This window comes from Vibrio sp. K4 (assembly GCF_051122595.1).
Taxonomy (GTDB): Bacteria; Pseudomonadota; Gammaproteobacteria; order Enterobacterales; family Vibrionaceae; genus Vibrio; species Vibrio owensii.
Window position 1 is genome coordinate 2,830,564 of the sequence record NZ_CP178577.1, and the last position, 24,717, is coordinate 2,855,280.

Here is a 24,717-nt window from a genome sequence, read left to right on the forward strand (position 1 = left end):
CGCAAAAGGCACCTCAATGGTGCCTTTTGTCTTTTATAGATACAGCAAAATTGGGTGACTTTTATGCGAGTTTCATAAGCATGTCACCCATTCTTACCTATTGAGAATTTCCCTCTGTTTTCACTCATATTTGTAACGAAGTAATTTCCAAACAATTCTCACCAAATAAGAAAGTGGCAAAATAAACCACACAAACGCAATCGTTTACTTTGCCATTTTTCTGGTTTAGACGAACTCAACATCGTTTTGATGCACTCGAGCGGCAAGTTGTTTATATCGATCAGCAATGGTGTTACCAAAGACTGGGTCATCTTCATTCTCATGCCACAAGCTTTCAACGTATTGCCAATCTTGGGAAGTAAATAACTCTTCAATCAAAGGTAAAATCTGGCGCTCTTCCAACTCAAGGTGGCGTTTTTGCGTCACAATAAAGTCTTCTAGCTGGTTTATGAACATTTCTTGAGGGACAACCGCATCCTGCAAGATCATCTCTATCAACAGTGAGAACTCTTTGGTTTTGCTCGCCAGCACTTGGTGTTCTAACTCCAAGTCTTCCATGGTTTTCTGCTGACCATAATGTTCGAGGAAATAGTGATAGAGGATATCTTCCTTAGGGTGGTGAATTTTTTCAGAATGGTTAGAGAGGTAATCCACGATCTCACTCACCAACGCATAGTTGATGGCGCGTTCTTGTTTAATCTCATTTAATTTGTGGCGCAATATCGCCAGCAGACGGACCATATAGCCGTGTTCGCGTCGAATTCTTTCGATCATCATAGCGTCTCTCCTTAACACCTACTTTTTATAAGTGTATATGAGAAACCCAATACCTGACTCGACGGTGTTCAAAAAAACAGCGATCGTCTTCCGACGATCGCTGTACTGATTTATTTCTCTATATATAAGAAGGAAATTGAGATTTACACCGTCATAGGTAAATGCCAATTGATGGCTTCTTTACCTTGCTGAAGCAGAATCTGGTTCGCTTGCGAGAATGGCTTACTACCAAAGAATCCACGATGCGCCGATAACGGCGATGGATGCGGCGCTGCCAAGACATGGTGTTTATTGCGATCGATAAAACGACCTTTCTTCTGCGCATGCGACCCCCACAGCAGGAACACCACACCTTCTTGATGCTGGTTAATGGCCTCAATAACACGGTCAGTAAAAGTTTCCCAGCCGGTTTTCGAATGTGAGTGTGCTTTGCCCTGCTCTACTGTTAACACGGTATTGAGTAGCAACACCCCTTGTTCAGCCCAGCTTTGTAGAAAGCCATGTTGAGGAATTTGGAAACCCTCAATATCCTGCGCCAGTTCTTTGTACATATTCACCAAAGATGGTGGCGTTTTAATACCAGGCAGCACTGAGAAACACAAACCATGCGCTTGATTAGGACCGTGGTAAGGGTCTTGCCCCAGAATCACTACTTTAACGTCTTTGAACTCGGTAAAACGAAACGCATTAAATACGTCTTTCGCTGGCGGATAAATGGCTTTGCCTGCCGCTCGTTCTGCTTCAACAAAATTCAAAGTATCGACAAAGTAGCTCTGCTCTTTCTCTTCGCCGATCACATCGTGCCAAGTGGGTAACTGATTCATGGAAAGTTCCTGTCCTAATGTTTCCCTCTATTCTAACGAGCGAAACTCAAACAAACAAAAACTTACCACCAGCTTGAGACGGCTTCTCAAAAACTGATGAACAAACAATCCGCGTTGATCTTGCTGGTTTAGCTAAAACCAAAATAACCAATACTAATAATGATGACGCTAATTACGCTGCGGCGTTCGAAAGTGTCCTTGTCCTGAGATATGGCGGTTTGGAGTAGGTAAACGTAATACTCGTCGAGAGTGTGTCGCTGGGATAAAAGAAACTGGTCGAGACATATTGTCATCCTCCTAACTAGCTTCGCCTAACTACAACGTTGAGTTCAGGCGTTTAAAACAAGCGCATAACCGCTCAATAGTTTTAGCTAAGAAAGAAGGATGCCAACTTTGCCATCCCGTTAGGAATTAACCATTTCTTCCATGTGGAATTGGCGTAAAGTGTTGATTTCTTGCTGCCAAATATCTGGGTCAATTGTTTCTAAAATCAGAGGGATACCATCAAAACGTGGATCTTTAGCGATGTACTCAAAACAGCTCCAGCCGATCTCGCCTTTGCCTAATGAGTGGTGACGGTCAACCTTGCTAGCGAATTCGACTTTTGAATCATTTAGATGCATTGCTCTTAAATAGTGCATGCCTACGATACGATCGAACTCAGCAAAGGTATGCTCACAATCCTCTTTAGTACGCAGATCGTAACCTGCGGTAAACGTATGGCAAGTATCGAGACACACACCAACACGTTCTTTGTCTTCCACTTGATCGATGATTTCAGCCAAATGCTCAAACTTCCAACCTAAGTTAGTGCCTTGACCTGCCGTATTCTCAATCACAGCGATCACATTTGGCACTGCTTTGTGCGCGAGGTTGATCGACTCGGCGATCGTCGCCAAACACTCCTGTTCCGACACTTTCTTTAAGTGACTACCAGGGTGGAAGTTGAGCAAGGTTAAACCTAATTGGTTACAGCGCTCCATCTCATCAATAAATGCCGCGCGGGATTTATTCAGCTTTTCTTCTTCTGGAGCGCCCAAGTTAATCAGATAAGAGTCATGGGGAAGAATGTGTTCGGCGCCGAAACCAAGCATTTTGCAGTTTGCTTTGAACGCACTAATGGTTTTTTCTTCGAGTGGTTTTGCAACCCATTGGCGTTGGTTCTTAGTAAACAGAGCAAACGCATTCGCACCAATTTCACGAGCGCGAAGAGGCGCTTGGTCAACCCCTCCAGCCGCAGATACGTGAGCACCAATAAATTTGTTTCCAAACTTGTTTTTCATGTTTGTCATTTAATCACTTTAGACTTTCAGTATGGCTACCTAAATACAGGCAGTTGCGTAAACAAGGTTAAGTTTTGAGCTAATTTTGTAGTAAATTTACAACAAAATTAACTTTTAAATATTTTTTATATTATCAAATAAATTGTAAATAGTATGTTTTCAAACGTTTTATTGATTTAACTCAAGAAAATCACCTTCAAAAAATTAAGGTTTTTGGTTGTTTTTTGACTTAAATCAATATTAAAATAATGGATATTGGCTATATAATACTTAGCTCGACAAAAATTCGAAAATTAACACCAATAATCACCACGTAAGTGGTCTAGGAGATAGTGATGATCCAAGGTATCCAAATTACTAAAGCAGCTAACGACGAACTACTAAACTCAATCTGGCTACTAGATAGCGAGAAGAACGAAGCGCGTTGTGTTGCAGCAGCATCAACTTACGAAGCTGACCAAGTTATCGCAATCAGCGACCTAGGTGAATACGAAAGCCGTGAAGTAGCAATCGAAACTGCTCCTCGCATCGAAGGTGGTCAACACCTGTAATATTGGATAGTTAGACTACTAAAAAGTATGACTTATGACCAAATAACCAAAATTAATCAACAAGTTAGTTAGTCATAAAAAAAGAAAATCGCTCATATTTTTCATTAGTCATAATTTTCTAGAAATACATGCTTCAAGCAAGCGAATAAATCATAAAAAATAGTCAACCCAAACGAAGGAATTGAACCATGATCCAAGGTATTCAAATCACTAAATCAGCAAACGACGACCTATTGAACTCAATCTGGTTATTGGATTCAGAAACAAACGAAGCACGTTGTGTTGCTGCATCTGCTGGTTACGAAGCAGACCAAGTTATCGCAATTAACGATCTAGGTGAGTACGAGTCTCGTGAAGTTGCAATTGAAGCGGCTCCTAAGATTGAAGGCGGCCAACACCTGAACGTGAACGTCTTGAAACGTGAAACGCTAGAAGATGCAGTTGCTCATCCAGAGAACTATCCTCAGCTAACTATCCGTGTTTCTGGCTACGCAGTGCGCTTCAACTCACTAACTGCTGAACAGCAACGTGACGTTATCGCTCGTACATTTACTGAAAGTCTATAATTAGGCAATCATACAGATGCAAAAGGCGCTTTATTAAGCGCCTTTTTTACGTCTATTCTTTTTCACGACGGTAAGCGTTTATATTCGTAACACTTCCACTAACATTGGAACTTCGATCATCTAATTTGCTCATTAGTCCCTCTCTTTCAGCTAGAGGGATCTTAAAAAACAACGCAGCAATCGTTTGATGGTAAGCAGACAACTGCTCATTCAACGCTTCACTATCTAACATCGCGGCTCTTTTTTGTTTTGAGTTATCAGCCTCTAATTTTTTTATCTTGTTTTTTGATATTTCAAGTTCCTTTTCAAGACGAGATATTTTAACCCTATCATCTTCATCACCTTCTATAATTTCAACAATGTCAGAGTGGTGACGTAATGCCCCTGGTGATAATCCAGCTTCTTTCTCAACATTAGATCTATTAAGTTTTACAATTGATTTTTCACGCAATTCTTGACAAGTGTAGGCTTTACGTTTGATTCGATCAATCGCTTCTAAGAAAGCTTTCTTGGTTTTCTCTTTGCTACGAGCCATACTTCAAACCTCAAATATTACGTACAGGGATCATGTTTGCCACATCCAATGGAACATGAAAGGATTCAAATGGAAAATTCAAATCTGTCATTATTTTTTCTGCGGAGCGAATATCCATAACTAACTTAGATGCTGAGCTTCCATTCAGATCATTACTATCTCTTAAGATCATAAGATTTCTCATTGCCGTCATTCGTATTGACTCAGCAGAACTCGCATCATCAATAAGATCCCAAGCACAATCAGTACATTCTGATAGATCAATCGAAGCTCTCATTGCACACTGTCTCTTCGTACAGTACATCCCTTTACCTATTGCGTGTATATGTACTTTTCCTGTTTTAATTTCATTCTTCCAATAATCAACAGATAGCTTTCGGTTATTCAAACCTTCTTTAAAATAGTTTTCATTTTCAACTAACTCTTTTGATAAACTTTTTCCTAAACCTCCCGCTAATCGTTCTCGGTTCGCTAATTTTTGATAGCTATCCGCAAACACGGTTGCAGAGCGATTAATCCTTTCTTCTCTAACCTCTGAATAAATCGTCTTAAGCGAATTAGCATTTCTTGCATACCAACGCGTCATTGCGATAGATATGTGCCCAAGTTGCTGCTTTAGCTGCGGGAAGTCCATTAATTCAAGTCCAATCAAGTAATAAGCAAAACTCCTTCGACATTGATGGTTTGTATAAGGAAAGTAATCTCCGACGTTAGGAAGATTAGTATTTTCAGGGTTTGAGGCTCTAAGGCTATCGAGATCATTCACTGACATCAAAAATGTGTCTCTATTTACACGCCTTATCGTTTCTCGAATTGTTTGCCCTAAGCCAACTTTCTCTATGGGTCTAGGAAAGTAAACCTCCGTTAGAGCGGCAAAAAATTTACTTTCAGCGTTATTTTGAAACCGTTTTCTGTATGGTCTATGAATTGCATTTAAGACATGAAATGCTTTATACCCCAAAAAATTGGTTATATAAGTATCGTCAGTAGTTTGAGAATCAAGAGTCAGCTTCTCTTGTTTTGTAGTAAAAGCATAAATTGTATTGGAACCTATCTTTATATGATCTTGAGCACCGTAAACAGGAGATATCTCATATAATTCACTGATTCTCATTCCACTCAAAGCCATAGCAAGGAAAGTAGCATGGGCTTGTAAATTTCGAAGATACTCAGAAAATGCCAAGCGACTAGAAAAAGTTTTCTTTCCAACTTTTAAATTCAGACCATATTTACCTTTGCCTGCTTTACTCCCATTTAATGATGTCGAGGAACAACTCACCCATACATCTAACCAGTTTTCATCTTTTCCATAATCAATCAGTTCAACATTCTTAGCTCGGTAGGTTTCGACAACATTCTCAGTTGAGCACCCTTTAGTTAAAACAGACGATAAACTTAACTCGCCCATTCTTAGTTTATGGCATAACTCATTTTTTATCATTTCAGAGCGATATAGATACGTCTCAACAGCACTTTCTAACTCCATTCGATACTTATAAGCTTCACTGACACTATCAATAGCAGATTTCAGCATCTCAAAGTAGATTCTAAAAGGAATAGCAAAATGCTGATCAGGTTTCTTAACTGCCAAGTTAAATAGCTTTGGATGCAACTTACGATTAATTTCCATGTGAAATGGTAGTAAATCCTGACACTGCACTAGTCTATTGAGGCTTTGTTGCGTAATTCAGACGAGAAACCAAACCTCCTAAAGTTGAGCGACTGTTATACAATATACTGAGTTTCAGGCATACCAAGCCCTGTAAGTTTGTTCAGTGCTTTGATCATGGCGTAAGTCTCGCCAACCTGAGCGTTGTAATTTCTTAGACTTAATTTCCCACCTAGCAACTGTTTTACTCGGTACATTGCGGTCTCTGACAGAGAGCGCTTATGATAGCCATACCGCTTTTTCCACTTCTTGTTGGAGCCGTAGAGCTTCTGGCAACCTACCGCTAAGTTACGAGGATGCCCTTGTTCCCAGAAGGCTGCTCCTTCTCTTGGCGGGATGAGCGGAACAGCTCGCTTGATCCGTATGGCATCATGGCAATTCCTTGTGTCATAAGCGCCATCGCCTGATATCTCAATGATTTTACGACGTGTTTGCTTGAGTAAGTTGGGGAGCACTTCGGCATCAGTTACGTTAGATAAGCTCAGCTCTGCTGCGACTATTTCGTGGGTGCTTGTATCTACCGCGATATGCAGCTTACGCCAGACTCTTCGCTTCCCATCAGTTCCATGCTTCTTGACCTTCCATTCACCTTCGCCATAAACCTTGAGGCCAGTGGCATCAATGGCCAGATGTTGTATTGCTCCTCTGGTTTTGGTTTTAAATGAAACTTCAACTTCCTTAGCTCGGCGGCTTATACAGGTGTAGTGCGGGCAAACAAGCGGGATGTTAGCCAGCTTAAATACGGAGTCTAGAAAACCTTGCAGCGCTCTCAAGGGCATAGAGAAAACGCGTTTCACCATCAGTGCGGTAGTAATGGCTAAGTCGCTGAATCGGCGAGGTCTACCACGCTTGCCTTGTTTGTTTTGCTTCCACTCAGCTATCGCTTCCTCATCAATCCAAAAGGTCAGAGAACCACGGTTGATTAAGGATTTATTGTACTGCTTCCAGTTAGTTGTTTTGTAACGAGGTTTAGGCATGAGGCTACGACGATTGATGGGCGTAGCCGCTCAGATCGTAGTTTCTTGATTTAGTTCCATCGAATTACGCAACAAAGCCGTCTATTGATGGCAGAAAGAGTTTTGTTCCCTTTATCATCAATAACCAAGCCATTATCTTTTAACTGATAAATGACATCTTCATCGATCTCAGAAAAGCTGTTGATCCCAATATCTGTAGCGTGTTTAGCAATAAGAGTTAACTTGCTAACCGTATCGACTATTGATAAATAAGTGTACCTGCCGTAGTCGGTAAATAATTCAACAGCAGCAAAGCACTTAATTTCATTGCGGATATTTCGAGGTAATATGTATCCATCAAAGGATTTTTTTGTGGAGTGGTTAAATAGCAACCTATTCGATTGATACCCTTGACCTAATCGACTCAAATCCCAAGTGTTATCTGAAAACAATATTGGGTGCTCAGTATCATTTACTACCGCAAGGCTTTCCAAATGTTCCCAATCACCTAGCTCAATTGCAGGCAATAAAACATCCTGGATATGATCAATTGCATTGATATCCTCTAGGAATTCTTCTGAGCTAATAACTGCACCATTTGCTAATTTGATATTTTTCATGGTTCTGTCCTGATACCTATTCAAACATGAAATAGCGTCCGTTTTCCTCTAGCATCTCTTCTGCTTGCTCTAAAACGCTCTCTGAAATGTTCATTGACACTAGTTCTTCAAATGATGCGATACGCCTTTCCAACTCTTCATTCTCAGGGTAACGGTCTGCGGCATCGATTAATGATTCGATAAACGACAATAACTTGTAGACCTGCTTAGGATCATCAACCAACTTGGCGTTCATGCATTCATGACACTTATCATATTGATAACAATGTGTCTTATCTAATTGATTAGTAACACCAAGATCCGTAGCTTTTGATTGAGCTAAAACATCCTCTTTACCCTCAAACTGTGGGATACCATCACAGCACGTTCCATTTGGGTTAGTAGGCTTACCTCTGCGCTTGTACTCATCAAAGGCTAATACTTCGATCTTCCAGTTATCTCGAACCTTTTCTTTCGCTTCTTCTAGTTCAACGCCTTTGATAATTTGCTCTATAACATCAAGAGCTTGAGCAATAATTTCGTTATTTTGCCCTTTATGCCCATTAGCATAATGCTTTTCAAATACCCTCTTTGAATTTTGAAGGGTTGCCATCGCTGAAACAACTGAACCATATCGATATTCATTATCTGCAACAGTTAACCTAAATCGGCTAGAATTCAATGTGTTAAAAAAATGGCTAGGTGTTATCCCCAATTCTCTCAACATCGTAGCAGTAACAGGGTATTCATTATAAGGTCTCGTTTCCCCGATGCGTCCTTGAGGAAAGAGGTATGGTGTGCGTGTTGTTAATTCATAATTGAATTCTGGTTCTTCACTACCTGACGTATATTGATTACCTTTGGCTCGCTTCCTGTAAACTGGATTACGTCTACTTGCCCATTCCTCAAGTTTCTTCATCACTGGTACAAATCTTTCATCGGCATAAAATGTAATAATGCCGTTATTATTTTCTCCTGCACTATCCACGAACTTCGATACGCATGTCACTGTGACTTTCCCTTTATCATCCACATCTGAATAATACAAAGGCAGTTGCGCATATCTTAATGTTTGAGGACTAAAGCATTGAAAAAATGCGAGCGAAAGGTTCGGTATTAATTGAGAAAACTGATTCGAGTTAAACCGATAGTATTTTCGTTCTTTGGATACTCGTCTGATACCTTGCTCGTCAATGATCGTCTTTACTGACTCGACATAATGAGCATAAAATAGGCTTTGAATGCTCTCTGAAAGCCGTTCAGCCAATCCGAGACGCTTATCGGCAAACAGCTCTAACTTTCTTGAGATAAAATCCAATTCAAGATCTGTCTTTAACCCACTCAGAGAACCATCACGAGCCATTTCGAATAGCAGTAAACCATGTTGCTCTGCGTTATACGCTTGCGACAACTCAAGTAACATATTCAAAAATGAAGCACCTGTTCGCTTATCTACACGAGCAGAAACTTCTTCAAGATTGGAAGCATCCCCTATGACAAGAGCATACACTTCTTTGTAGGCTCGACTCTTGTAACCTTTTATCTGAGCATATTGAGAGACTTTCCCCTCTCGCTTTTCAGTGACAAACTCAATTGGTCGCCTTACTGACGTAACAACAGAATCGTTAAAAGCCGTATAATGACAGAAAAGATGGTAGGCTATGGTCATGGTGAAATTGAATACTTGATGAAATTCCATTTCCTCAAGAAAGCCTAGCTCAACATCCATTTGCTTCTTATTAGCAAGCAATAGGGCACTTGCTTTTTCAAATATGGTTGAACGTCTACCACCTGAAGCCAGATTACGTTCGGCGATAAGCAACGGAGCTAACAAGAAAAATTTATCATGCAATCGCTTTAGAGCTACTTCTTGTTCGTTAGATGAATAAGGCTCCTTAAGTCTCTTTACTGCTCCTGAAACTGAGAATTCTTTTAAACCCATATCCCAATCAAATACAGGTAGGTTTATTCTCGAAAACATTCGTATCAAAAGACGCTTTTTCCCTGCGGCGGTCTTTTCTGCAATACCTATAGGTTGATTATGGTCATACATAAAAGTGTGCGTATATAGGCGCTTACCGTAATCAACTAACTTCCACAAATAGCCATTGGCACCAAAATATGCTTTCCACGCTTCTTCTGAAAATGGAGGTAAATCAAGTCGATCAGCATTAGAGAGATAAGATCGTAGAAGAAAAAACAACTGTCGTCCGTTGCTGATTCTATCCATCTCAAAGTCATCTCGGATTACATCTTTTAGCTTATCGGTGATTACGCGCCTATCAAGGCAAGTAACCAACGGGTTAGCTTCATTACAATGATAATGGTCCAAAGGCTTTAGCGATATTTTCTTACTCTCATGCTGTTGTACGTAGTGGATAATGTTTTTTGTCTTGCCTTTCACCGATGGTGTCGTGGCAAGATCACGTTCAATTAAGTTCCCAACTTTACTTCGCGCCATTATCAGTTTCCTTGAGCTTCAGAGTTTCGACGTTCAGCAGCTTCTTTTCTCATCTCAGCATCTTTAGCTAAATCAATATAAATCATGGTATCAGTGGACTCAGAATGACCAAGCAAGGTCTGCAATTCACTAAAATAAAAGTCAAATGGTAAACCACTATTTCGAGCCTTATTTAGCAACCAATCGGTTGCAAAGGTCGAACGGAGATCATGATACTTGTAGTACCAGTCACCATGTTTCAGTCTTATTTTTTTTCTTAGAACTGACCAGGAGCTTTGTATTGTGTTCGTGCAGATTTGACCTGATTGCGTCCGTGTACTTAAAAATAAACGTGGCTCCCCCTCATCTTCCAATAAGGACTCTTGCACTTTTTTAATTATCGCCAAGCGATCACAAGAGATTTTATAGTCAAACAACTCGCTCATTAATGATGCAGGTATCTTTGTGACTCGTGACTTATCCCCTTTAACATCAACACCTTTTGCGACTAGCAATGAAAGATTGCATTCCTTCTCTCCCAACTTAGGTTGATAGATTGCGCTTTCATTGAGACTTGCCACTTCCTCAACCCGAAGCCCACCTTTGTAGGAGAGTTCAAACATCAGCTTGTCTCGCCAAGAAAAACCATCACTTTGAATATACGACTCCAATATTTTCAAATGATTCTCTGTTAAAGGCTTCAGTTTTTGATGTGGATTTAATTTGGCAGATGATGGGAAAATATTCATTACATCAGCACTTTGCACGATTATTTCTATGTTCTTCTTCGTATGACTCAACATATCAATATCATCTCGTGATTTTGTTCGTGGTATACGTTTGTAAGAAAAATGGAATGGGCGCTTATTGTCAGACCATGTAAAAATACCTTCTCGATTTAACCATTTATAAAAATCGATGATTTTTCTTATGTAAGTTTTGGCAGTGGAAAGCTCAATCGTCTTCGTTCTGTCATCATATATGTCAGTACGAATACTTCGTTTTAGGAACTTGGCGAACTGCCAAGGCACTCCATCCTTAGGGTCGGCAAATACATCACGATATGATTTGTTGTTAGCCCGTAGCCAACGAGTAAACATCAGGAGGGCTTGTACTGAAGTATCTATTGATTTGCTTCTTCTAGCGCAGCTAGTTAAATACAGGTTTTGGGGATAAATTAAATTACCATGAACATCGACTAACTGAGGAAGAACAACTAGTTTCTTCTCAGAGCGAGCAACTGCATAAGGCTCAATCTCTCCGCTATCATTAATCCTTACCCTTAGCTCAGGATACAAATCGCACTTTAGCTTGATTTGATTAACCTCATACTCAGTCTCATCAACTGCACTCAAATCCAAAGACTCTTCTACCGACATCTCTCACACCAAAGTCATAAAACTATCCATACATTACAATTTAGCACAATTTAAACAGTACGTTATGTGACCAATACTAGTATTTGGTCATAATATAGAAGAATTTTCAGGCGTATAACATCAAAGTCTGTGCCAAAATGAATTAAGGATGACGTTGTGAATGAGGACTTTACATGAAAATGATTTTGGAAATGAAGTACCGCCGTGAGAAGCGACTCATTTACAGCAAAAGTGAAATCTGCGAACTCTACCTTTCTGAAGATATCAGTCTAATCCTCTCACGCAGCCCGTATCTTTCGAATATCTCAAACGAAGTATTTGTTTACAAGGCAAAGCAGATTAATGCTGACTTCATCGAGGTTCTAGCTATCGAACTGCGTAAAAATCATCAGGTCTATATCTCGTTTGAAGACGCTCTCTCTAGATGGGGGGTAATTTCACAAATTCCGATGCGCCTAATCGTCGCTACAACGGGTGAACCAGGTGAATATTCAACTGAGTTCGGTGTCATTGAATTTATCCATGTAGAACACTCCGAAGAGCTTATTCTCGAAAACACGCTGGATACGGGGTATCCATTAAGATTGGCGAAAAAACTTTGGTGCTATGAAGATCTCATAAGGATTGGTAGGAACCTGCATCTTATTGACCGAGAAGAGTTGTGATCACCTACTGCGGTTGATATCGATTATCTTTGCATAATCAGCACTTCAATATTCATTCAATATCATAAGTTTAGTATTATTGGTTACGTTGAATTGACTTCTTTTTAGCTCAGTGGGGATAGGGAATGCTGTGCAGCACTCAAAGAATGGGAATCAGGTTTTGTCTCAATGACAACGGTACTTTAGTTGACGCTAAACATAGCCTCATTTTATCAGCCAATTGCCGTGTATGTGGCAACACTGTTAGTCGTAAGGAAACCTTCCAGCTATTCCAACATTCAGATAATCAGTGTGATTACTTAGTCTTATCTGAAGTATGCGAGCGTTTAAGTAACCTGATCTCCGAGCAAAAAAGATTAGCACTACCTATTGATTACTCTTGCACGAATAGCATTGGTGTCGAAATAGTTCACTGCTCCTTGTTAGTAGATAACAACACGCGCCCTCTTATCGAGCTAACACTAACCGATAACCAAACCATTTACCTAACCATTGCCTTAGAAGATTCTGAAACAGATAAGCAGCAAATTTTAGAGCTTAGACAACGTTTTGAAAGTGTCATTGAAGTAAACCTCAGTGGTTTAACCGTACCATCAAGTGATTTCACTTCTTATCTAAGAGACTCCGTGTTAAACAGCCAGTTTCACAAACTCTGTAAATGGCTTGCATTCAACCCGCTTTACCCTTTAACAAGAAATATTGCATCCATAGAAGCTGCTTCTATTCAAAACGAACGACAAATAGCCTTGGATGAGCTAAGTAAGGTTGAAGAACGAATTAACATCTCGAATAGCACTCTAGAACAAATTGGTAGAGATACTATCACCGCTCAAGATAACTTACATCGCTTTCAAAGCCAGAAGCATAAGTATGATTTAAATCGGAATATTGAGTCACTAAAAGGTGAAGAGCGTAATCTTTTAGCAGAGATATCCAAACTTAAACAGCAACGAAGTGAACTATTGAGTGGCTCCACCACGGCAAGTTTAAACTTCCAATTAAATGAACTGCGCAGCTCCTATGCATTAGGCAAACAGCACTTAGAACAACAAAAACAAGAAAAAAACAGGCTAACAACCCAAATTAACAGATTGAAGCAACAACAAGTATCAATTCAAGACGAAATCCAAAATGCCAAATGGTTAAAAAGCATCCTGGCAAGATTCGATTGCACTTTTGGCAACATAGAGGACGAACTCAGCAAAATAGTACAAATCTCTGAGTCATATGTTGACTATGAGAACAAAGCTAGATTAGCTCAGAACAAACTTACCTCATTGGAAGAAGAGCTTGAAAGAAAGCGGAAAGAACTAGAGGAAGAAAAGAAAGGTGTTGAGTTCTACAAAAAAGAAAAATTTAGAATGTTCAAGGAAAATCAACAACTTAAAATTCTTGCAAAAAATGGAAACGTGTAATGAATGCAAATTTTAAGAAACGCCTCATCACACACATTTATGATCCTCAAACTCACGATATTATTTTGGTTTCAGATCAGCTTGATGGAATTGAACAAGGTGAGTTTTTCAGAAAAAGAAGCCTTATTGAAGATGGACTGAGGACTTACCTGTGCTCTGTTTGCTATCAACCTGTAGTGTTGCGTTCGAATCAACCTCGGACAATTGATCACTATAAACACAAGCGCATCAATGCCGAATGCCCCCTGCAAGAGAAAGATTCGACTCTTAAAAAAGAGCAAATTTTAGCCATGAAGTTTAATGGTCAAAAAGAGGGTAAAGCTCATAGAGAGTCAAAGGATTTCATCTATCAGGCTATCAAGAAAGATAGATTATCGAGATTTTCACAATGTGAAGTGGAAGCTACTTTTCGAGATTCATCTGACGATCCTAACCAGATAATGTGTAAAGAGTGGCGTATACCCGATGTATCAGCACTTTATGACGATATGGGGCAAACGAAGCGAGTTGTTTTTGAATTGCAAATGAGTACCACTTTTATAAGCGTTATAGCTGCGCGTGAACTCTTTTATCAACGTAATAACACTTTCGTTATTTGGATTTTACTTGATTTCGATGGTAAGCGTTTCACCGATTTGGATATTGCATACAGAAATCGAGTCAATGTTTTTGTGTTAAGCCGAGAAGCAAAAGAAAAAACTTTAGAATCTGGAGAGTTGTGGATCGATGTTCATTGGCGAGAGCCATATATCGAAGCAGGTGAACTAAACTACGAATGGAAAAACGAGCTTGTGCCTTTTTCAAAGCTAACTTTTCACGATTACTACTTAAAAGCATATTACAAAGATGTAGAGATGATGGAAGGGGAACTCAAGTCTCAGTTGACATTAACCAAGAGAAAAGACAACCCTAATGTTTGCTCTCACTGTAAAATGCCTACCGATACGTTAGTTTTAGACGGTCAAAAAAGATGTAGCATATGCTTAACGAGCAAATCAAAAAACATTGCATACTGATGGTGTGTATTCGGCTTGAATGCGCCTGTTACTGCCTACCGTGTATTTTTAGCCCGCTATGGTTCGCCAAGGCGGGCTATTTTTTATGGCTGTGAGCAGATTTACCTTGGAGGCTTATCATCAAGCATGACGCAGATACACGCACCTCACCTCATCACCGCGACGAAAACGATTATATGTAAACGTGCCTATGATTCAGTGCGGATGAGTCATATACCATATGTGATAACGGAGCTATGCTCTTGTAAATTGCTTTGGCTAAATCGTCAACTTCATTTGATATAATTTGCAGTGCTTCTAGCTTGCTTTCCTCGTTGAATACTTTTCTACTGCCATCAGGCACCAAAATCAGATCTCGAAGCGTTTCTGATGAAACGAGCAATGATAAGTGCGCTCTAAGCCTTTCGACTAATGCTAATGACATATAGGATGGGCAACTTAATTGATCGTCCATGTCATATGCTAGCGCTGTAAGGTCATAGCTTGACAATTTCTTCGCTTTCCCTTTTTTATAATCAGGCATATCAGCAACTAAGTTCTTCATTAGTCTTGTAACTTTCTTTAAGTTGCCCGAGTAAATAGAGTCCTTATCATTCACTTTCTTGATATGCATAAATGGCTTATTGCCAACTAAATCATGATTAGCTTTATGATAAATTTGTACCTCTTTATCATGCTTCAAACCACTGCGTTGATAGTCATGAGTGTGATACCAACATGCAGGAACTATATCGACTTTTCTTTTGAGGCTTCCACCACTCAAAGCAATGGACTTATTCCCCGAGCAATCAACTGTCGCCTCATAATATCGCGAGGTTAATTTCTGTTCAGATGTTAACCTTAACTCTCTAATGATATCTTTCATTGGTCGTTGGTCAGAGGCTACACATGAAGAACCATCTAATTTTGGAGTTTGAACCAAAACAATATCTTCTTTCAAGATCAGCATATCTACATCAGAATGCCCCTGAATATGTATATCTAGGGCAACCGAACCTTGGATTTCTTTCGTCGCTCGGATGCCAGCATTACCAAGCATCGATATCAATGTATCAGCAACTCGCTCTCCCTCTTGTATTGAAATGCGAGTTGAATCACTATCAACAGCAGCCATTGCACCAACCGCATATTTAATCGCAGCACTTTCAGATAATCTTTCATAACTCTCTTGAGTGCGTAAATCTCGGGAATCATATTGAGAAAGGCTATTCTCAAGTAGTACACGCTCTCTTGTACCCTGTCTTCGATCCTTTAAACTTTTAAGTCTATTGTCAAAATTGATCATATTAATCTTTACTCAACGCCATTTTACCAAACGTTCTTCTGCCATTACTGTTGAAATATGCAGCAGATCCAATTTTTAACTCTTTATCTAGCAAAATCTCGCAATATCCTTTATGAGAATTCAGTTCATGATACTGATCTACATTTGGATTGTTGTTATAGCTATAGCTCAACAGCCAACCACCACGAGTGCCATTAGCTTTTGCTAGAGTAGCGGTATAGCTCTCACTTGCACTTTGACTGGTTTTCAAGCAAACAACCATTTTTTCCCAAGTTTGCTCTATATCAATTTCAGCGTTCCATTCATATTTAGCATTTCCGTCTTCATCTAAGGTCGTCCCTTTAACTTTCCATACACCATTCAAATCAGGTATTTGAAACAGTGGTATTTTCCAAGCAAATTTGTTGAACAACCAATGCAAAGCGAAGTAAATAAGACCAGTTGTTATAGCTACGCTCGTAACAGCTTGAAAGCCTGTCAATTGATGTATATAGCTAATCAGGCTAGAAATTGCCCCCGTTAAAACAATTGAACTTACCCCCAACCATCTACCAATGGTTGCACGGTTATGACCAAAAACAGCGTAGTCGTGCATATCCTATCCTTTTAAGAATTCTCTCTTTGATATGAGAGCGAATGTATAAAGATCAAGGGGGTAAAGGCAGCTAATTTTGATTAATATGACTCTAATCTCATTACCTTAGAATAAGTCATAAAAAATAACTCTCTTCTCCAAACATTACACGTCATATTTTTTCTCCAACATTACACCTAAACGTGAACGTTCTTAAGCGTGAAACTCTAGAAGACGCAGTTGCACACCCAGAGAACTACCCACAGCTAACTATCCGTGTTTCTGGTTACGCAGTACGTTTCAACTCGCTAACTCCAGAACAGCAACGTGACGTAATCGCTCGTACTTTTACTGAGTCTCTATAATCTCTCAGTAAACTAGCTTGCTAGAATTTAAAAAGCTTGGTCAGCAATGACCAAGCTTTTTTTGTTTCTGGATCCTTCGAAACCCTTCCGACAGTAGAAAGCAACTCGCCTCTAAGGTGCATTTCTTTGCGAAGGATCTTTCTGAAACGCTTGTGCTAAGGCGGTTGGATCAAGCCTATCTCTTTGCAGTGACGCCCCTTCTGCCCACCAAATCAATTGATGCATAGTGCGATTCATATAGCTGTCCCACTGCGCCTGATCCGACTCATCCGCAGCCACGCCCTGTTCATCAAACACCTCTTGTGCTTTCGGAATGTGGATCATTGCCGACACTGGCAAGCACCCCAACTCGGATAAGAAAGTACGCATCGACACTGCAGCACGAGCGCCACCCCATTGCCCTGCAGAGTAGGTCACGATAGCACTTGGCTTATAGGAAAACAGCGAACTGCCAAAATGGTTAAGCATGTTTGCCAAGGCAGGACTCATCGAATGGTTGTATTCCGGACTAACCATCACATAACCATCGGCATGTTTGATTTTGTCTGCCAGCTCACTTAGGTGCTCCGGCACTTTAGAGCGGTGATAAGCAAACTCGGGCTTGAACACATCGCCAAAGTCATAGTCCAATGGGTCAATGATTTCGACAGTATGTTGCGAATGCTGACTCACGATGAGTTTTTCACACGCTCTACTGACTCGCATTCCTAAACGGGCTGGTCGTGGTGGCGTGCTGTCTCTCACTGAGCCAAGAAAAATCAAAAAATGCATGCTTCTCTTTCCATCTCATTTAGTTAAGTTCGTTTCTCAATCATAAAGAGAGTTAAAACTTACCGGCAATAAAAAAGGTGAATGATTGCTCATTCACCTCTCGTTATTTGTGTTTTTGCTACTTACTGTGCTTTTGAAGCTTACTGCACGCGGCGCAGTACTTGCTTCAGTGCATCAAAGTCTGCGTCGAGATCTTCCGATAGCAGCTCCATCGCAGCATGCTTCGCTAGTGGTGCAGGAAGGTCGATATCTGATTCTAGAATATCATCCACCACTTCTTTGAACTTCGCAGGGTGAGCAGTACATAGGAAAAGACCTGTCTCACCGTCTTGCAGTTGTTCTTCAAGAACGCGGTAAGCAATCGCACCGTGCGGTTCACACAGGTAACCCATGGCGTATAGATCTTTTACTGACTGTGCGCTTTGCTCATCAGATACTGCACCTTTACCTAGCGTCTCCAAGCCCCACTCTTTCACGCGGCACAGCTCTTCAATACGAGGCCAGTTGTTTGGTTGGCTCACGTCCATCGCGTTCGATGTCGTTGCAACCGTTGGTTTTGGCTCCCACTTACCCGTTTGTAGGTAACGCGGTACCGTGTCATTAGCATTAGTTGCAGCGATAAAACGTTTGATAGGCAGACCCAGTGCTTTTGCCAGTAGACCAGCAGTTAGGTTACCAAAGTTACCACTTGGTACAGACACGACTAGGTTTTCACGCTCTTGCTTACTCATTTGCGCGGCAGCTTCAAAGTAGTAACAGATTTGTGCCATCAAGCGGCTGATGTTGATTGAGTTTGCTGAGTTCAGACCGATCTCTTCACGCAATGCCGAATCATCAAAAGCTTGCTTAACCAGAGCCTGACACGCATCGAAGTCACCATCGATCGCGACAGTGTGAATGTTTTTACCAAGCGTACAGAATAGCTTTTCTTGCAGTGGGCTGATCTTGCCTTTCGGGTAAAGAATCACAACGTTGATGTCTTCCATACCGTAGAAAGCATGCGCAACGGCTGCGCCAGTATCGCCAGAAGTTGCAGTCAGAATGGTGATCTTGCCGCCGTCCGAAACGGCTGCAAGAGATTGCGCCATAAAGCGACCACCAAAGTCTTTAAATGCAAGCGTTGGACCATGGAACAGTTCCAGAGCGTAAACACCGTCTTTCACTTGATTAATTGGCGCAGGGAATTGGAATGCAGCGTCAACCAATGCGTTAACTTGCTCTTCCGCCAGCTCATCACCAATCAGTGCAGATAGGATTTTCGTGCTACGAGAGACAAAGTCTTCTGCCAGTAGCGCATCAACGTCTTCAAATTTTGGTAGTTCCGATGGGAAAAATAGACCTTGGTTACGACCTAACCCTTGGCGAACGGCTTGGCCAAAGGAAACTTGTTCATCATTTTCTTTTATATTGTAAAGCTTCATAGCTCACTTCCTGTTACTTTCGAACCCTGCTTATCTAGACGACAAACGTGGACGAATCCTTCTTCGTTTTGTACGTAGTTCTGTTCTAGCCAGCGAGCAACTCGCTCAGCGACATCTTTCTCTTTGCAAATACTGAACAGTGTCGGCCCACTGCCAGAAATACCGGTAGCCAATGCCCCCGCAGACGCTGCGTATTGACGTGCATTCGCAAAACCCGGAAGCAGTTTCTCACGATACGGTTCTGCGATCACGTCTTTGATCATTTTTGCAGCAAGTTCTGGCTGACCAGAATGACACGCATGAATGAAGCCTGCAAGGTGACGACCATGAGCAATGATATCTTGTCGGCGGTATTGAGATGGTAGGATCTCACGCGCTTCTGCTGTGGATACTTTGATACCCGGGTACGCCATCACCCAGTACCAATCATCAAAGCAAGGCACTTCTTGACTGATGATACCCAACTCTTCCAGCATCAATTGCACACCGCCAAGGTAACACGGCGCGACGTTATCGTAGTGAATACCACCAGAAATCTTGCCTTCCATTTCTCCCATCAGTGCCAGTAACTCTGTCTCGTTAAGTGGCTGTCCATGGAATCGGTTCAATGCATCTAATGCAGCAACGATAGAACATGCACTTGAGCCTAAACCAGAGCCAATTGGCATGTTCTTTTCTAGCGTCATTTCAAGTGGTTTTAGCTCAACGCCTTTCTTGTCTAGCTCGCGAGCAAACACCACCCAACAATCGTAAACGATGTTCTCTTTCGGCTCGGTTGGCAGCTTCTCAACAAAGTCACCAGCCGTCTTTAGACTGAACGGCTCAACTCCGGACTTAACCAATACTCGGTCGCCCAATAGTGTGCCATCAACTGGGGACACCGCCGCCCCCAGAACGTCGAAACCAACGCTTACATTACCAATTGACGCAGGAGCATAAACCACTACATCCATATCACTTGAACTCATTGTTGTTATACCCCTAGCTTCCAACCTAAAGTACGCATCACGTCCGAGAATACGCCAGCAGCCGTAACCTCAGTACCCGCACCGTAACCACGCAATACCAGTGGAATTGGTTGGTAGTAGCGGCTGTAGAATGCCAGTGCGTTTTCACCGTCTTTAATCTTAAACATCGGGTCGTTTTCATCGACTGCAGCAATGCTTACCGTGCATTTACCATCGACAATTTCACCGACGTAGCGCAGTACTTTGCCTTCTTCTGCGGCTTTTGCCGACAGCTCTTTAAAGTACGCATCCGCTTCTGGCAGGCGTTCCATAAACTCATCAACGCTGCCTGAATCATCAAAGCCTGGTGGCAGAGCTTGATCAACCACAACGTCTTCTAGTTCTAGAGACATGCCAGCTTCACGAGCAAGGATCAGAAGCTTACGTGCCACATCCATACCCGATAGATCGTCACGCGGATCTGGTTCCGTAAAGCCATTTTGTTTCGCGATGTTTGTCGCTTCACTCAGGCTCATACCTTCATCTAACTTACCGAAGATGTATGACAGAGAACCAGAAAGAATGCCGCTGAAGCGCTCTAATTCATCACCCGCTGAAATTAGGTTTTGTAGGTTTTCGATAACTGGTAGACCTGCGCCTACGGTTGTTTCGTACATCAATTTACGACGAGAGCTGCGCGCTACATCGCGAAGTTGATGGTAGTAAGCCATGCTTGCTGTGTTTGCTTTTTTGTTTGGCGTTACGACGTGGAAGCCTGCTGCTAAGAAGTCAGCGTATTGATTTGCAATGCTTTCACTTGAAGTACAGTCAACTAATACTGGGTTAATGATGTGATTACGTTGCACCAGTGAAATTAGGCGCGCTAGGCTGAATTCTTCAGTTGAAGCCGACATACGGTCACGCCAATGCTCTAGCGGCAGACCTTCACTATCAAGCAGAAGACCTTTGCTGTTTGCCAAGCCACACACGCGAATCACGATGCCTTTCTCTGCAAGCTTCGCCTGTTGACGCTCGATCTGATCCACCAGCTCACCACCAACGCCGCCAATACCAACCACGAAGACATCTAGGAAGTGCTTAGAGTTGAATAGGTTCTCGTGACACGCTTTGATTGCTTCAGAGATTTTGTCTTCAGGAATCACAGCTGAGATAGCACGCTCAGATGAGCCCTGTGCAATTGCCACAATGTTTACGTTCACTTCTGCAAGAGATGAGAAGAAGCGAGATGCAACGCCACGAGAGGTACGCATACCATCACCCACTAGCGTCACGATAGAAACGTCATCAATAAAATCGACGGGTTCAAGAAGGCCATCTTTCAATTCCAACTCAAATGCATCCGCTAACACTTGCTGCGCTTTTGCCTTGTCTTGAGCTTCGATACAGAAACTGATGCTGTATTCAGAAGAAGATTGAGTGATAAGCACAATAGACACGCCCGCCGATGACATTGCACCGAATACTCGGCTTGCCATGCCAACCATACCCTTCATACCCGGGCCAGACACGTTAACCATTGTCAGATCGTTTAGTGTCGTGATGCCTTTGATGGCTAGGTTATCTTCGCCTGTGTCTTGACCAATCAGCGTACCCGCGCCTTGTGGGTTAAAGCTGTTTTTGATCAGGCATGGGATATGGAATTGTGCGATTGGGGCGATGGTTTTCGGGTGCAGAACGGAAGCACCGAAGTAAGAAAGCTCCATCGCTTCTTGATAGCTAAGAGATTTAAGCAGGCGTGCGTCTTCTACTAAGCGAGGGTCACAGTTGTACACACCATCAACGTCTGTCCAGATCTCACAGCAATCTGCGCGCAGACACGCCGCAAGAACCGCCGCTGAGTAGTCTGAACCATTACGACCTAGTGTAACTAGTTCACCTTTCTCGTTACCGGCAGTAAAACCAGGCATGATGTTCACATGACCTTGAGGAAGAGGATTCTGGCGGAAGTTCTGAGTAGAAACTTCAACATCAACCATGGCTTCTAGGTGATCGCCTTTAGCGTAGAGGTATTCAACTGGATCGATAAGATGCGCAGGTTGGCCTTTCGCTTCAAGCACTGCCTTCATCAATTGAATCGAAACGCGTTCGCCTTTGCTGATGATGCGTGCATTGACGTTATTTGGGCACATGCCAAGAAGGTTGATGCCATGAACGAACTGGCGTAGTTGAGAAAGCGACGTTTTAACTTGGTTGTCAAACGCTGCGCCATCAATGTTCGGCAACACTGCTTGAATATCACCAAACAGAGCTTTAAAAGAAGCTTCTAGCTCATTGATTTGCAGCTCAGCTTCACCATTACGGAGTGCACCTTCAATCACCGCAACCAGCTTATTGGTCGTTTTACCTGGTGCAGAAAGTACGACTGCGACTTCTTCTTGTTGCGCATTATTGGCGATGATATCCGCCGCTCTCAAAAAGCGATCTGCATCTGCTAATGATGAACCGCCAAACTTTAATACTCGCATCCCTTCCTCCGATGTATCTTCTTAGAACTGTCTAAATTCTGTATAAAAAAGCATAAAAAAAGGCCTGTATCTTGTTGGATACAGGCCTTTTTTGTGAATTTCTTTCGCTCAGCAGCCTGCCCCAACATTGGTCGTGTCGGTAATAATAATGGTTGTGGTCATTACTAGTTGGCTGTGAGATGTCATAAATAAATATTCAACGATAATTATGTGTTTGCTTAACTCTACGTTTACCGAGTTTCGTAAACAGAGTCAACAAAAAATTGTTTATTTTCCGGCCTTGTAGAGATTTATGCTACGCAATGTCATTGATATTTCAATGTAATTACAATGATTTACCAAGATGACACTTAAGATGACTTTTTCTACAACCAACTCATCTAACTTAAAACCGAGTCTTCTAACCATCTTACATCTGATCTTGAGCGCTGCGCGTAAGATCAAAGTGTCGATCTTTACTGATGCTAATTAACAAACACTTAACTGTGATCAATGTTCCTAGGATCGAATTAAAAGGAAAATAAGTGAGCTAGCTTTCATATTCTGTGCTTTAATAGTGAGAAGCTTTTAGCACATACTAATAACAAAGTTAGACACAAGGAGTGGTCAACATGAAAAAATGGATTTTTCTGTTACTGTTCGCCGTGCCTAGCGTTTGTCTAGCGACTGATCTTCCACCTCTTCCGGGCAAAACATCTTCGTCCCCACACAAACTTTTCATCTCTAGTGAAAACTACCAAGCCGACAGTTTTGATGTTTGGAATATCGATGGCGGCTACGCATACGAGCTGTTTGATTCCGTTGATCTTTATGTTGGTGCTCGCGTGAATAACTCACCCACTCAAAACCAAAGTGGCCTTCTTAGTGGTATCAGCTACCACTTTAATGATCGTGTAACGGTGAAGAGTACGGTTCGTTCTTATAAAGGCGAAACAACAGAAGGCATCCGAGAAGAAGAAAGCAGCCTTGCTGCAGAAGTCTCTAGCCGCGTAAAAATCACTGAAAATTTAGATCTTCACGCCACACTCGACTATCAAGATTGGCAACAAGGCTTCGAAGTTGGATTAGGCTTCCGCTTCTAGAAATCCAACGCCTCTTTCGAGATCAACACCCCATTCCAATCCGCATACACGTAATGCTTAGGCTGGACGATCTGGTTCTGCATTGTAAGGGTGACATTGACTTCACCCACATCGCGTTTCTCCGTTTTAAACGGACAAGTCCCTAACGCTTGAACACCAATATCCATTTGTGACATCTGCGCCACATCACGAATTGCGCCGTAAACAATGATGCCTTCCCAGCCATTTTCAATCCCTAGAATTGCTAGTTGGTCGCCAAGCAGCGCTTTTTGGCAAGAGCCGTGGCCATCCACTATCAACACTTTTCCGGTGCCGTCTTCGCTGAGAACTTCGCGCACTTTTGAATTATCGTGGTAGCAGCGCACAGTAACAATTTCGCCATGGAAAGCGGTACGTTGACCGAAGTTCTGCAACGGTAAATTTAACAAGGTGACTTGGTCTTCAAACTGGTCACAAATGTCTGGTGTTATGTCTCTCATAGTTCCTCCGTGAATTGTCCCACTCAAGCTGTTGCTCAAGTGAGTAATATCCTTCTTATACGAGCCGCAGTGTTATCGCTCCTAGCTTGTGCATCACCTCTGGGTTAGCACAAGCAATCAGGTAAAGTTCGTCATCAATGACGTAATAGATGGCATTTTGCTGGTACTGATTCGCCAATGCTATCGCTGCTTTTGGAGTGAGCTCCGCTGCGTAACTCTCCTCAAACCATTCAAAAGCTTGATCGCCTACCGTGACAGGCACGTATTTAACGTGGTTTAATTGTTTTTCGAGCTTATGATTACTTATGCAATTCTCTTCTTTTGACCGTAAATTACTGTAAGGGTTCCAAGCAGTTATCACTGCGTAGCTGGTAACCTTCCATTCGGCATGAAAACGGAAGAAAGATTCTGAATAAGCATTCCATAACGATGCGTCTATGTTCGTATTACTTTTTTCTATCATAACTCTTAAACGATTAATAACAGTTACATTTCATCAATTGATGTAAATCAACAAAGTGAATGGAATTAACATTTGAGCATTGTTAGCATGCTGTTAACAATATAAAATCCGCTCCATATCTTAGGGTGTTTACGTTTCAGGCCCCGTAAATAAAGGGAATCGAAAGGTA

The 24,717-nt window shown here is 41.7% G+C and carries 23 protein-coding genes, 1 pseudogene and 1 other annotated feature; of the genes and pseudogenes, 7 read left to right on the forward strand and 17 right to left on the reverse strand.

Going from position 1 to position 24,717, the window contains the following annotated elements; translation table 11 throughout:
- Nucleotides 1-225: 225 nt before the first annotated feature.
- The 3 genes from ACLIIY_RS12695 to nfo all read right to left on the reverse strand — a co-directional run bounded on the left by ACLIIY_RS12695 (nt 226) and on the right by nfo (nt 2,893).
- Nucleotides 226-777: a hemerythrin domain-containing protein gene (locus ACLIIY_RS12695; protein WP_009707707.1), complete on the reverse strand. Its 552-nt coding sequence runs from the start codon at nt 775-777 to the stop codon at nt 226-228.
- Nucleotides 778-920: 143 nt separating this feature from the next.
- Nucleotides 921-1,601, reverse strand: a complete 681-nt coding sequence (gene ung, locus ACLIIY_RS12700; protein ID WP_009707708.1) for a uracil-DNA glycosylase — start codon at nt 1,599-1,601, stop codon at nt 921-923.
- A 404-nt stretch (nt 1,602-2,005) separates the two neighbouring features.
- Nucleotides 2,006-2,893, reverse strand: coding sequence for a deoxyribonuclease IV (nfo, locus tag ACLIIY_RS12705; protein ID WP_039842361.1), 888 nt, complete (start codon nt 2,891-2,893; stop codon nt 2,006-2,008).
- Nucleotides 2,894-3,219: 326 nt separating this feature from the next.
- Here nfo and ACLIIY_RS12710 point away from each other — a divergent pair.
- Nucleotides 3,220-3,432, forward strand: a pseudogene (locus tag ACLIIY_RS12710) (autonomous glycyl radical cofactor GrcA); the annotation flags it as partial.
- A gap of 191 nt (nt 3,433-3,623) precedes the next feature.
- Nucleotides 3,624-4,001, forward strand: a complete 378-nt coding sequence (gene grcA, locus ACLIIY_RS12715; RefSeq protein WP_044176678.1) for an autonomous glycyl radical cofactor GrcA — start codon at nt 3,624-3,626, stop codon at nt 3,999-4,001.
- Nucleotides 4,002-4,053: 52 nt separating this feature from the next.
- Here grcA and ACLIIY_RS12720 read toward each other — a convergent pair whose 3' ends face one another.
- The 6 genes from ACLIIY_RS12720 to ACLIIY_RS12745 all read right to left on the reverse strand — a co-directional run bounded on the left by ACLIIY_RS12720 (nt 4,054) and on the right by ACLIIY_RS12745 (nt 11,579).
- Nucleotides 4,054-4,536 (reverse strand): hypothetical protein, encoded by a 483-nt coding sequence (locus ACLIIY_RS12720; RefSeq protein ID WP_318418506.1) that lies wholly within the window; start codon nt 4,534-4,536, stop codon nt 4,054-4,056.
- 10 nt (nt 4,537-4,546) lie between these two features.
- Nucleotides 4,547-6,166 (reverse strand): integrase, encoded by a 1,620-nt coding sequence (locus tag ACLIIY_RS12725; RefSeq protein ID WP_434527681.1) that lies wholly within the window; start codon nt 6,164-6,166, stop codon nt 4,547-4,549.
- 95 nt (nt 6,167-6,261) lie between these two features.
- A complete protein-coding gene (locus ACLIIY_RS12730) occupies nt 6,262-7,182 on the reverse strand; it encodes an IS5-like element ISVa2 family transposase (RefSeq protein ID WP_010446562.1) in 921 nt (306 codons plus the stop codon).
- A 50-nt stretch (nt 7,183-7,232) separates the two neighbouring features.
- Entirely contained in the window at nt 7,233-7,781 is a 549-nt protein-coding gene (locus tag ACLIIY_RS12735) for a hypothetical protein (protein ID WP_434527682.1), read from the reverse strand.
- Between the two features lie 16 nt (nt 7,782-7,797).
- Complete coding sequence (locus ACLIIY_RS12740; RefSeq protein ID WP_434527683.1) at nt 7,798-10,221, reverse strand: hypothetical protein; 2,424 nt, start codon at nt 10,219-10,221, stop codon at nt 7,798-7,800.
- A 2-nt stretch (nt 10,222-10,223) separates the two neighbouring features.
- Nucleotides 10,224-11,579, reverse strand: coding sequence for a tyrosine-type recombinase/integrase (locus ACLIIY_RS12745; protein ID WP_434527684.1), 1,356 nt, complete (start codon nt 11,577-11,579; stop codon nt 10,224-10,226).
- A 173-nt stretch (nt 11,580-11,752) separates the two neighbouring features.
- On the opposite strand from ACLIIY_RS12745, the gene ACLIIY_RS12750 reads away from it, so the two are divergent.
- From ACLIIY_RS12750 to ACLIIY_RS12760, 3 genes are all read left to right on the forward strand, one after another.
- On the forward strand, nt 11,753-12,244 hold the full coding sequence (locus ACLIIY_RS12750) for a hypothetical protein (protein ID WP_434527685.1): 492 nt from the start codon (nt 11,753-11,755) through the stop codon (nt 12,242-12,244).
- Between the two features lie 125 nt (nt 12,245-12,369).
- Entirely contained in the window at nt 12,370-13,659 is a 1,290-nt protein-coding gene (locus ACLIIY_RS12755; RefSeq protein WP_434527686.1) for a hypothetical protein, read from the forward strand.
- Nucleotides 13,659-14,675, forward strand: a complete 1,017-nt coding sequence (locus ACLIIY_RS12760) for a DUF6035 family protein (protein ID WP_434527687.1) — start codon at nt 13,659-13,661, stop codon at nt 14,673-14,675. Before ACLIIY_RS12755 ends, ACLIIY_RS12760 begins: the two co-directional genes overlap by 1 nt.
- Before the next feature lie 172 nt (nt 14,676-14,847).
- Here the strand turns inward: ACLIIY_RS12760 and ACLIIY_RS12765 are convergent, their stop codons facing one another.
- Together ACLIIY_RS12765 and ACLIIY_RS12770 are read right to left on the reverse strand one after the other, a co-directional pair.
- A complete protein-coding gene (locus ACLIIY_RS12765) occupies nt 14,848-15,960 on the reverse strand; it encodes a hypothetical protein (RefSeq protein WP_434527688.1) in 1,113 nt (370 codons plus the stop codon).
- A 1-nt stretch (nt 15,961) separates the two neighbouring features.
- Nucleotides 15,962-16,555, reverse strand: coding sequence for a Cap15 family CBASS effector (locus ACLIIY_RS12770; RefSeq protein ID WP_045400666.1), 594 nt, complete (start codon nt 16,553-16,555; stop codon nt 15,962-15,964).
- A gap of 143 nt (nt 16,556-16,698) precedes the next feature.
- On the opposite strand from ACLIIY_RS12770, the gene ACLIIY_RS12775 reads away from it, so the two are divergent.
- The gene (locus ACLIIY_RS12775) at nt 16,699-16,899 is read left to right on the forward strand and encodes an autonomous glycyl radical cofactor GrcA (protein ID WP_434528553.1); all 201 of its coding nucleotides are present in this window, start codon (nt 16,699-16,701) and stop codon (nt 16,897-16,899) included.
- Nucleotides 16,900-17,010: 111 nt separating this feature from the next.
- Here ACLIIY_RS12775 and ACLIIY_RS12780 read toward each other — a convergent pair whose 3' ends face one another.
- From ACLIIY_RS12780 to thrA, 4 genes are all read right to left on the reverse strand, one after another.
- Nucleotides 17,011-17,670 carry an NADPH-dependent FMN reductase gene (locus tag ACLIIY_RS12780; protein WP_434527689.1) on the reverse strand — a complete coding sequence of 220 codons (660 nt, stop codon included), beginning with the start codon at nt 17,668-17,670 and terminating at the stop codon, nt 17,011-17,013.
- 140 nt (nt 17,671-17,810) lie between these two features.
- Entirely contained in the window at nt 17,811-19,091 is a 1,281-nt protein-coding gene (gene thrC, locus ACLIIY_RS12785; RefSeq protein ID WP_434527690.1) for a threonine synthase, read from the reverse strand.
- The gene (gene thrB, locus ACLIIY_RS12790) at nt 19,088-20,044 is read right to left on the reverse strand and encodes a homoserine kinase (protein WP_122068203.1); all 957 of its coding nucleotides are present in this window, start codon (nt 20,042-20,044) and stop codon (nt 19,088-19,090) included. Before thrB ends, thrC begins: the two co-directional genes overlap by 4 nt.
- A 20-nt stretch (nt 20,045-20,064) precedes the next feature.
- Nucleotides 20,065-22,524 carry a bifunctional aspartate kinase/homoserine dehydrogenase I gene (gene thrA / locus ACLIIY_RS12795; RefSeq protein ID WP_005434938.1) on the reverse strand — a complete coding sequence of 820 codons (2,460 nt, stop codon included), beginning with the start codon at nt 22,522-22,524 and terminating at the stop codon, nt 20,065-20,067.
- Between the two features lie 53 nt (nt 22,525-22,577).
- Nucleotides 22,578-22,697 (reverse strand) — a sequence feature (Thr leader region).
- A 438-nt stretch (nt 22,698-23,135) separates the two neighbouring features.
- Here thrA and ACLIIY_RS12800 point away from each other — a divergent pair.
- Entirely contained in the window at nt 23,136-23,606 is a 471-nt protein-coding gene (locus tag ACLIIY_RS12800; protein ID WP_009707713.1) for a hypothetical protein, read from the forward strand.
- On the opposite strand, the gene ACLIIY_RS12805 is transcribed toward ACLIIY_RS12800, so the two are convergent.
- Entirely contained in the window at nt 23,603-24,085 is a 483-nt protein-coding gene (locus ACLIIY_RS12805) for a putative 4-hydroxy-4-methyl-2-oxoglutarate aldolase (RefSeq protein ID WP_005436195.1), read from the reverse strand. The genes ACLIIY_RS12800 and ACLIIY_RS12805 overlap by 4 nt on opposite strands.
- A 55-nt stretch (nt 24,086-24,140) precedes the next feature.
- Entirely contained in the window at nt 24,141-24,548 is a 408-nt protein-coding gene (locus ACLIIY_RS12810; protein WP_033005269.1) for a DUF3293 domain-containing protein, read from the reverse strand.
- Between the last annotated feature and the right edge of the window lie 169 nt (nt 24,549-24,717).

Bases quoted from the DNA above. Each gene is read 5' to 3' on its own strand.
- ACLIIY_RS12695 (WP_009707707.1), bottom strand. From the start codon at position 777: ATGATGATCGAAAGAATTCGACGCGAACACGGCTATATGGTCCGTCTG.
- ung (WP_009707708.1), bottom strand. From the start codon at position 1,601: ATGAATCAGTTACCCACTTGGCACGATGTGATCGGCGAAGAGAAAGAG.
- nfo (WP_039842361.1), bottom strand. From the start codon at position 2,893: ATGACAAACATGAAAAACAAGTTTGGAAACAAATTTATTGGTGCTCAC.
- grcA (WP_044176678.1), top strand. From the start codon at position 3,624: ATGATCCAAGGTATTCAAATCACTAAATCAGCAAACGACGACCTATTG.
- ACLIIY_RS12720 (WP_318418506.1), bottom strand. From the start codon at position 4,536: ATGGCTCGTAGCAAAGAGAAAACCAAGAAAGCTTTCTTAGAAGCGATT.
- ACLIIY_RS12725 (WP_434527681.1), bottom strand. From the start codon at position 6,166: ATGGAAATTAATCGTAAGTTGCATCCAAAGCTATTTAACTTGGCAGTT.
- ACLIIY_RS12730 (WP_010446562.1), bottom strand. From the start codon at position 7,182: ATGCCTAAACCTCGTTACAAAACAACTAACTGGAAGCAGTACAATAAA.
- ACLIIY_RS12735 (WP_434527682.1), bottom strand. From the start codon at position 7,781: ATGAAAAATATCAAATTAGCAAATGGTGCAGTTATTAGCTCAGAAGAA.
- ACLIIY_RS12740 (WP_434527683.1), bottom strand. From the start codon at position 10,221: ATGGCGCGAAGTAAAGTTGGGAACTTAATTGAACGTGATCTTGCCACG.
- ACLIIY_RS12745 (WP_434527684.1), bottom strand. From the start codon at position 11,579: ATGTCGGTAGAAGAGTCTTTGGATTTGAGTGCAGTTGATGAGACTGAG.
- ACLIIY_RS12750 (WP_434527685.1), top strand. From the start codon at position 11,753: ATGAAAATGATTTTGGAAATGAAGTACCGCCGTGAGAAGCGACTCATT.
- ACLIIY_RS12755 (WP_434527686.1), top strand. From the start codon at position 12,370: ATGCTGTGCAGCACTCAAAGAATGGGAATCAGGTTTTGTCTCAATGAC.
- ACLIIY_RS12760 (WP_434527687.1), top strand. From the start codon at position 13,659: ATGAATGCAAATTTTAAGAAACGCCTCATCACACACATTTATGATCCT.
- ACLIIY_RS12765 (WP_434527688.1), bottom strand. From the start codon at position 15,960: ATGATCAATTTTGACAATAGACTTAAAAGTTTAAAGGATCGAAGACAG.
- ACLIIY_RS12770 (WP_045400666.1), bottom strand. From the start codon at position 16,555: ATGCACGACTACGCTGTTTTTGGTCATAACCGTGCAACCATTGGTAGA.
- ACLIIY_RS12780 (WP_434527689.1), bottom strand. From the start codon at position 17,670: ATGCATTTTTTGATTTTTCTTGGCTCAGTGAGAGACAGCACGCCACCA.
- thrC (WP_434527690.1), bottom strand. From the start codon at position 19,091: ATGAAGCTTTACAATATAAAAGAAAATGATGAACAAGTTTCCTTTGGC.
- thrB (WP_122068203.1), bottom strand. From the start codon at position 20,044: ATGGATGTAGTGGTTTATGCTCCTGCGTCAATTGGTAATGTAAGCGTT.
- thrA (WP_005434938.1), bottom strand. From the start codon at position 22,524: ATGCGAGTATTAAAGTTTGGCGGTTCATCATTAGCAGATGCAGATCGC.
- ACLIIY_RS12800 (WP_009707713.1), top strand. From the start codon at position 23,136: ATGAAAAAATGGATTTTTCTGTTACTGTTCGCCGTGCCTAGCGTTTGT.
- ACLIIY_RS12805 (WP_005436195.1), bottom strand. From the start codon at position 24,085: ATGAGAGACATAACACCAGACATTTGTGACCAGTTTGAAGACCAAGTC.
- ACLIIY_RS12810 (WP_033005269.1), bottom strand. From the start codon at position 24,548: ATGATAGAAAAAAGTAATACGAACATAGACGCATCGTTATGGAATGCT.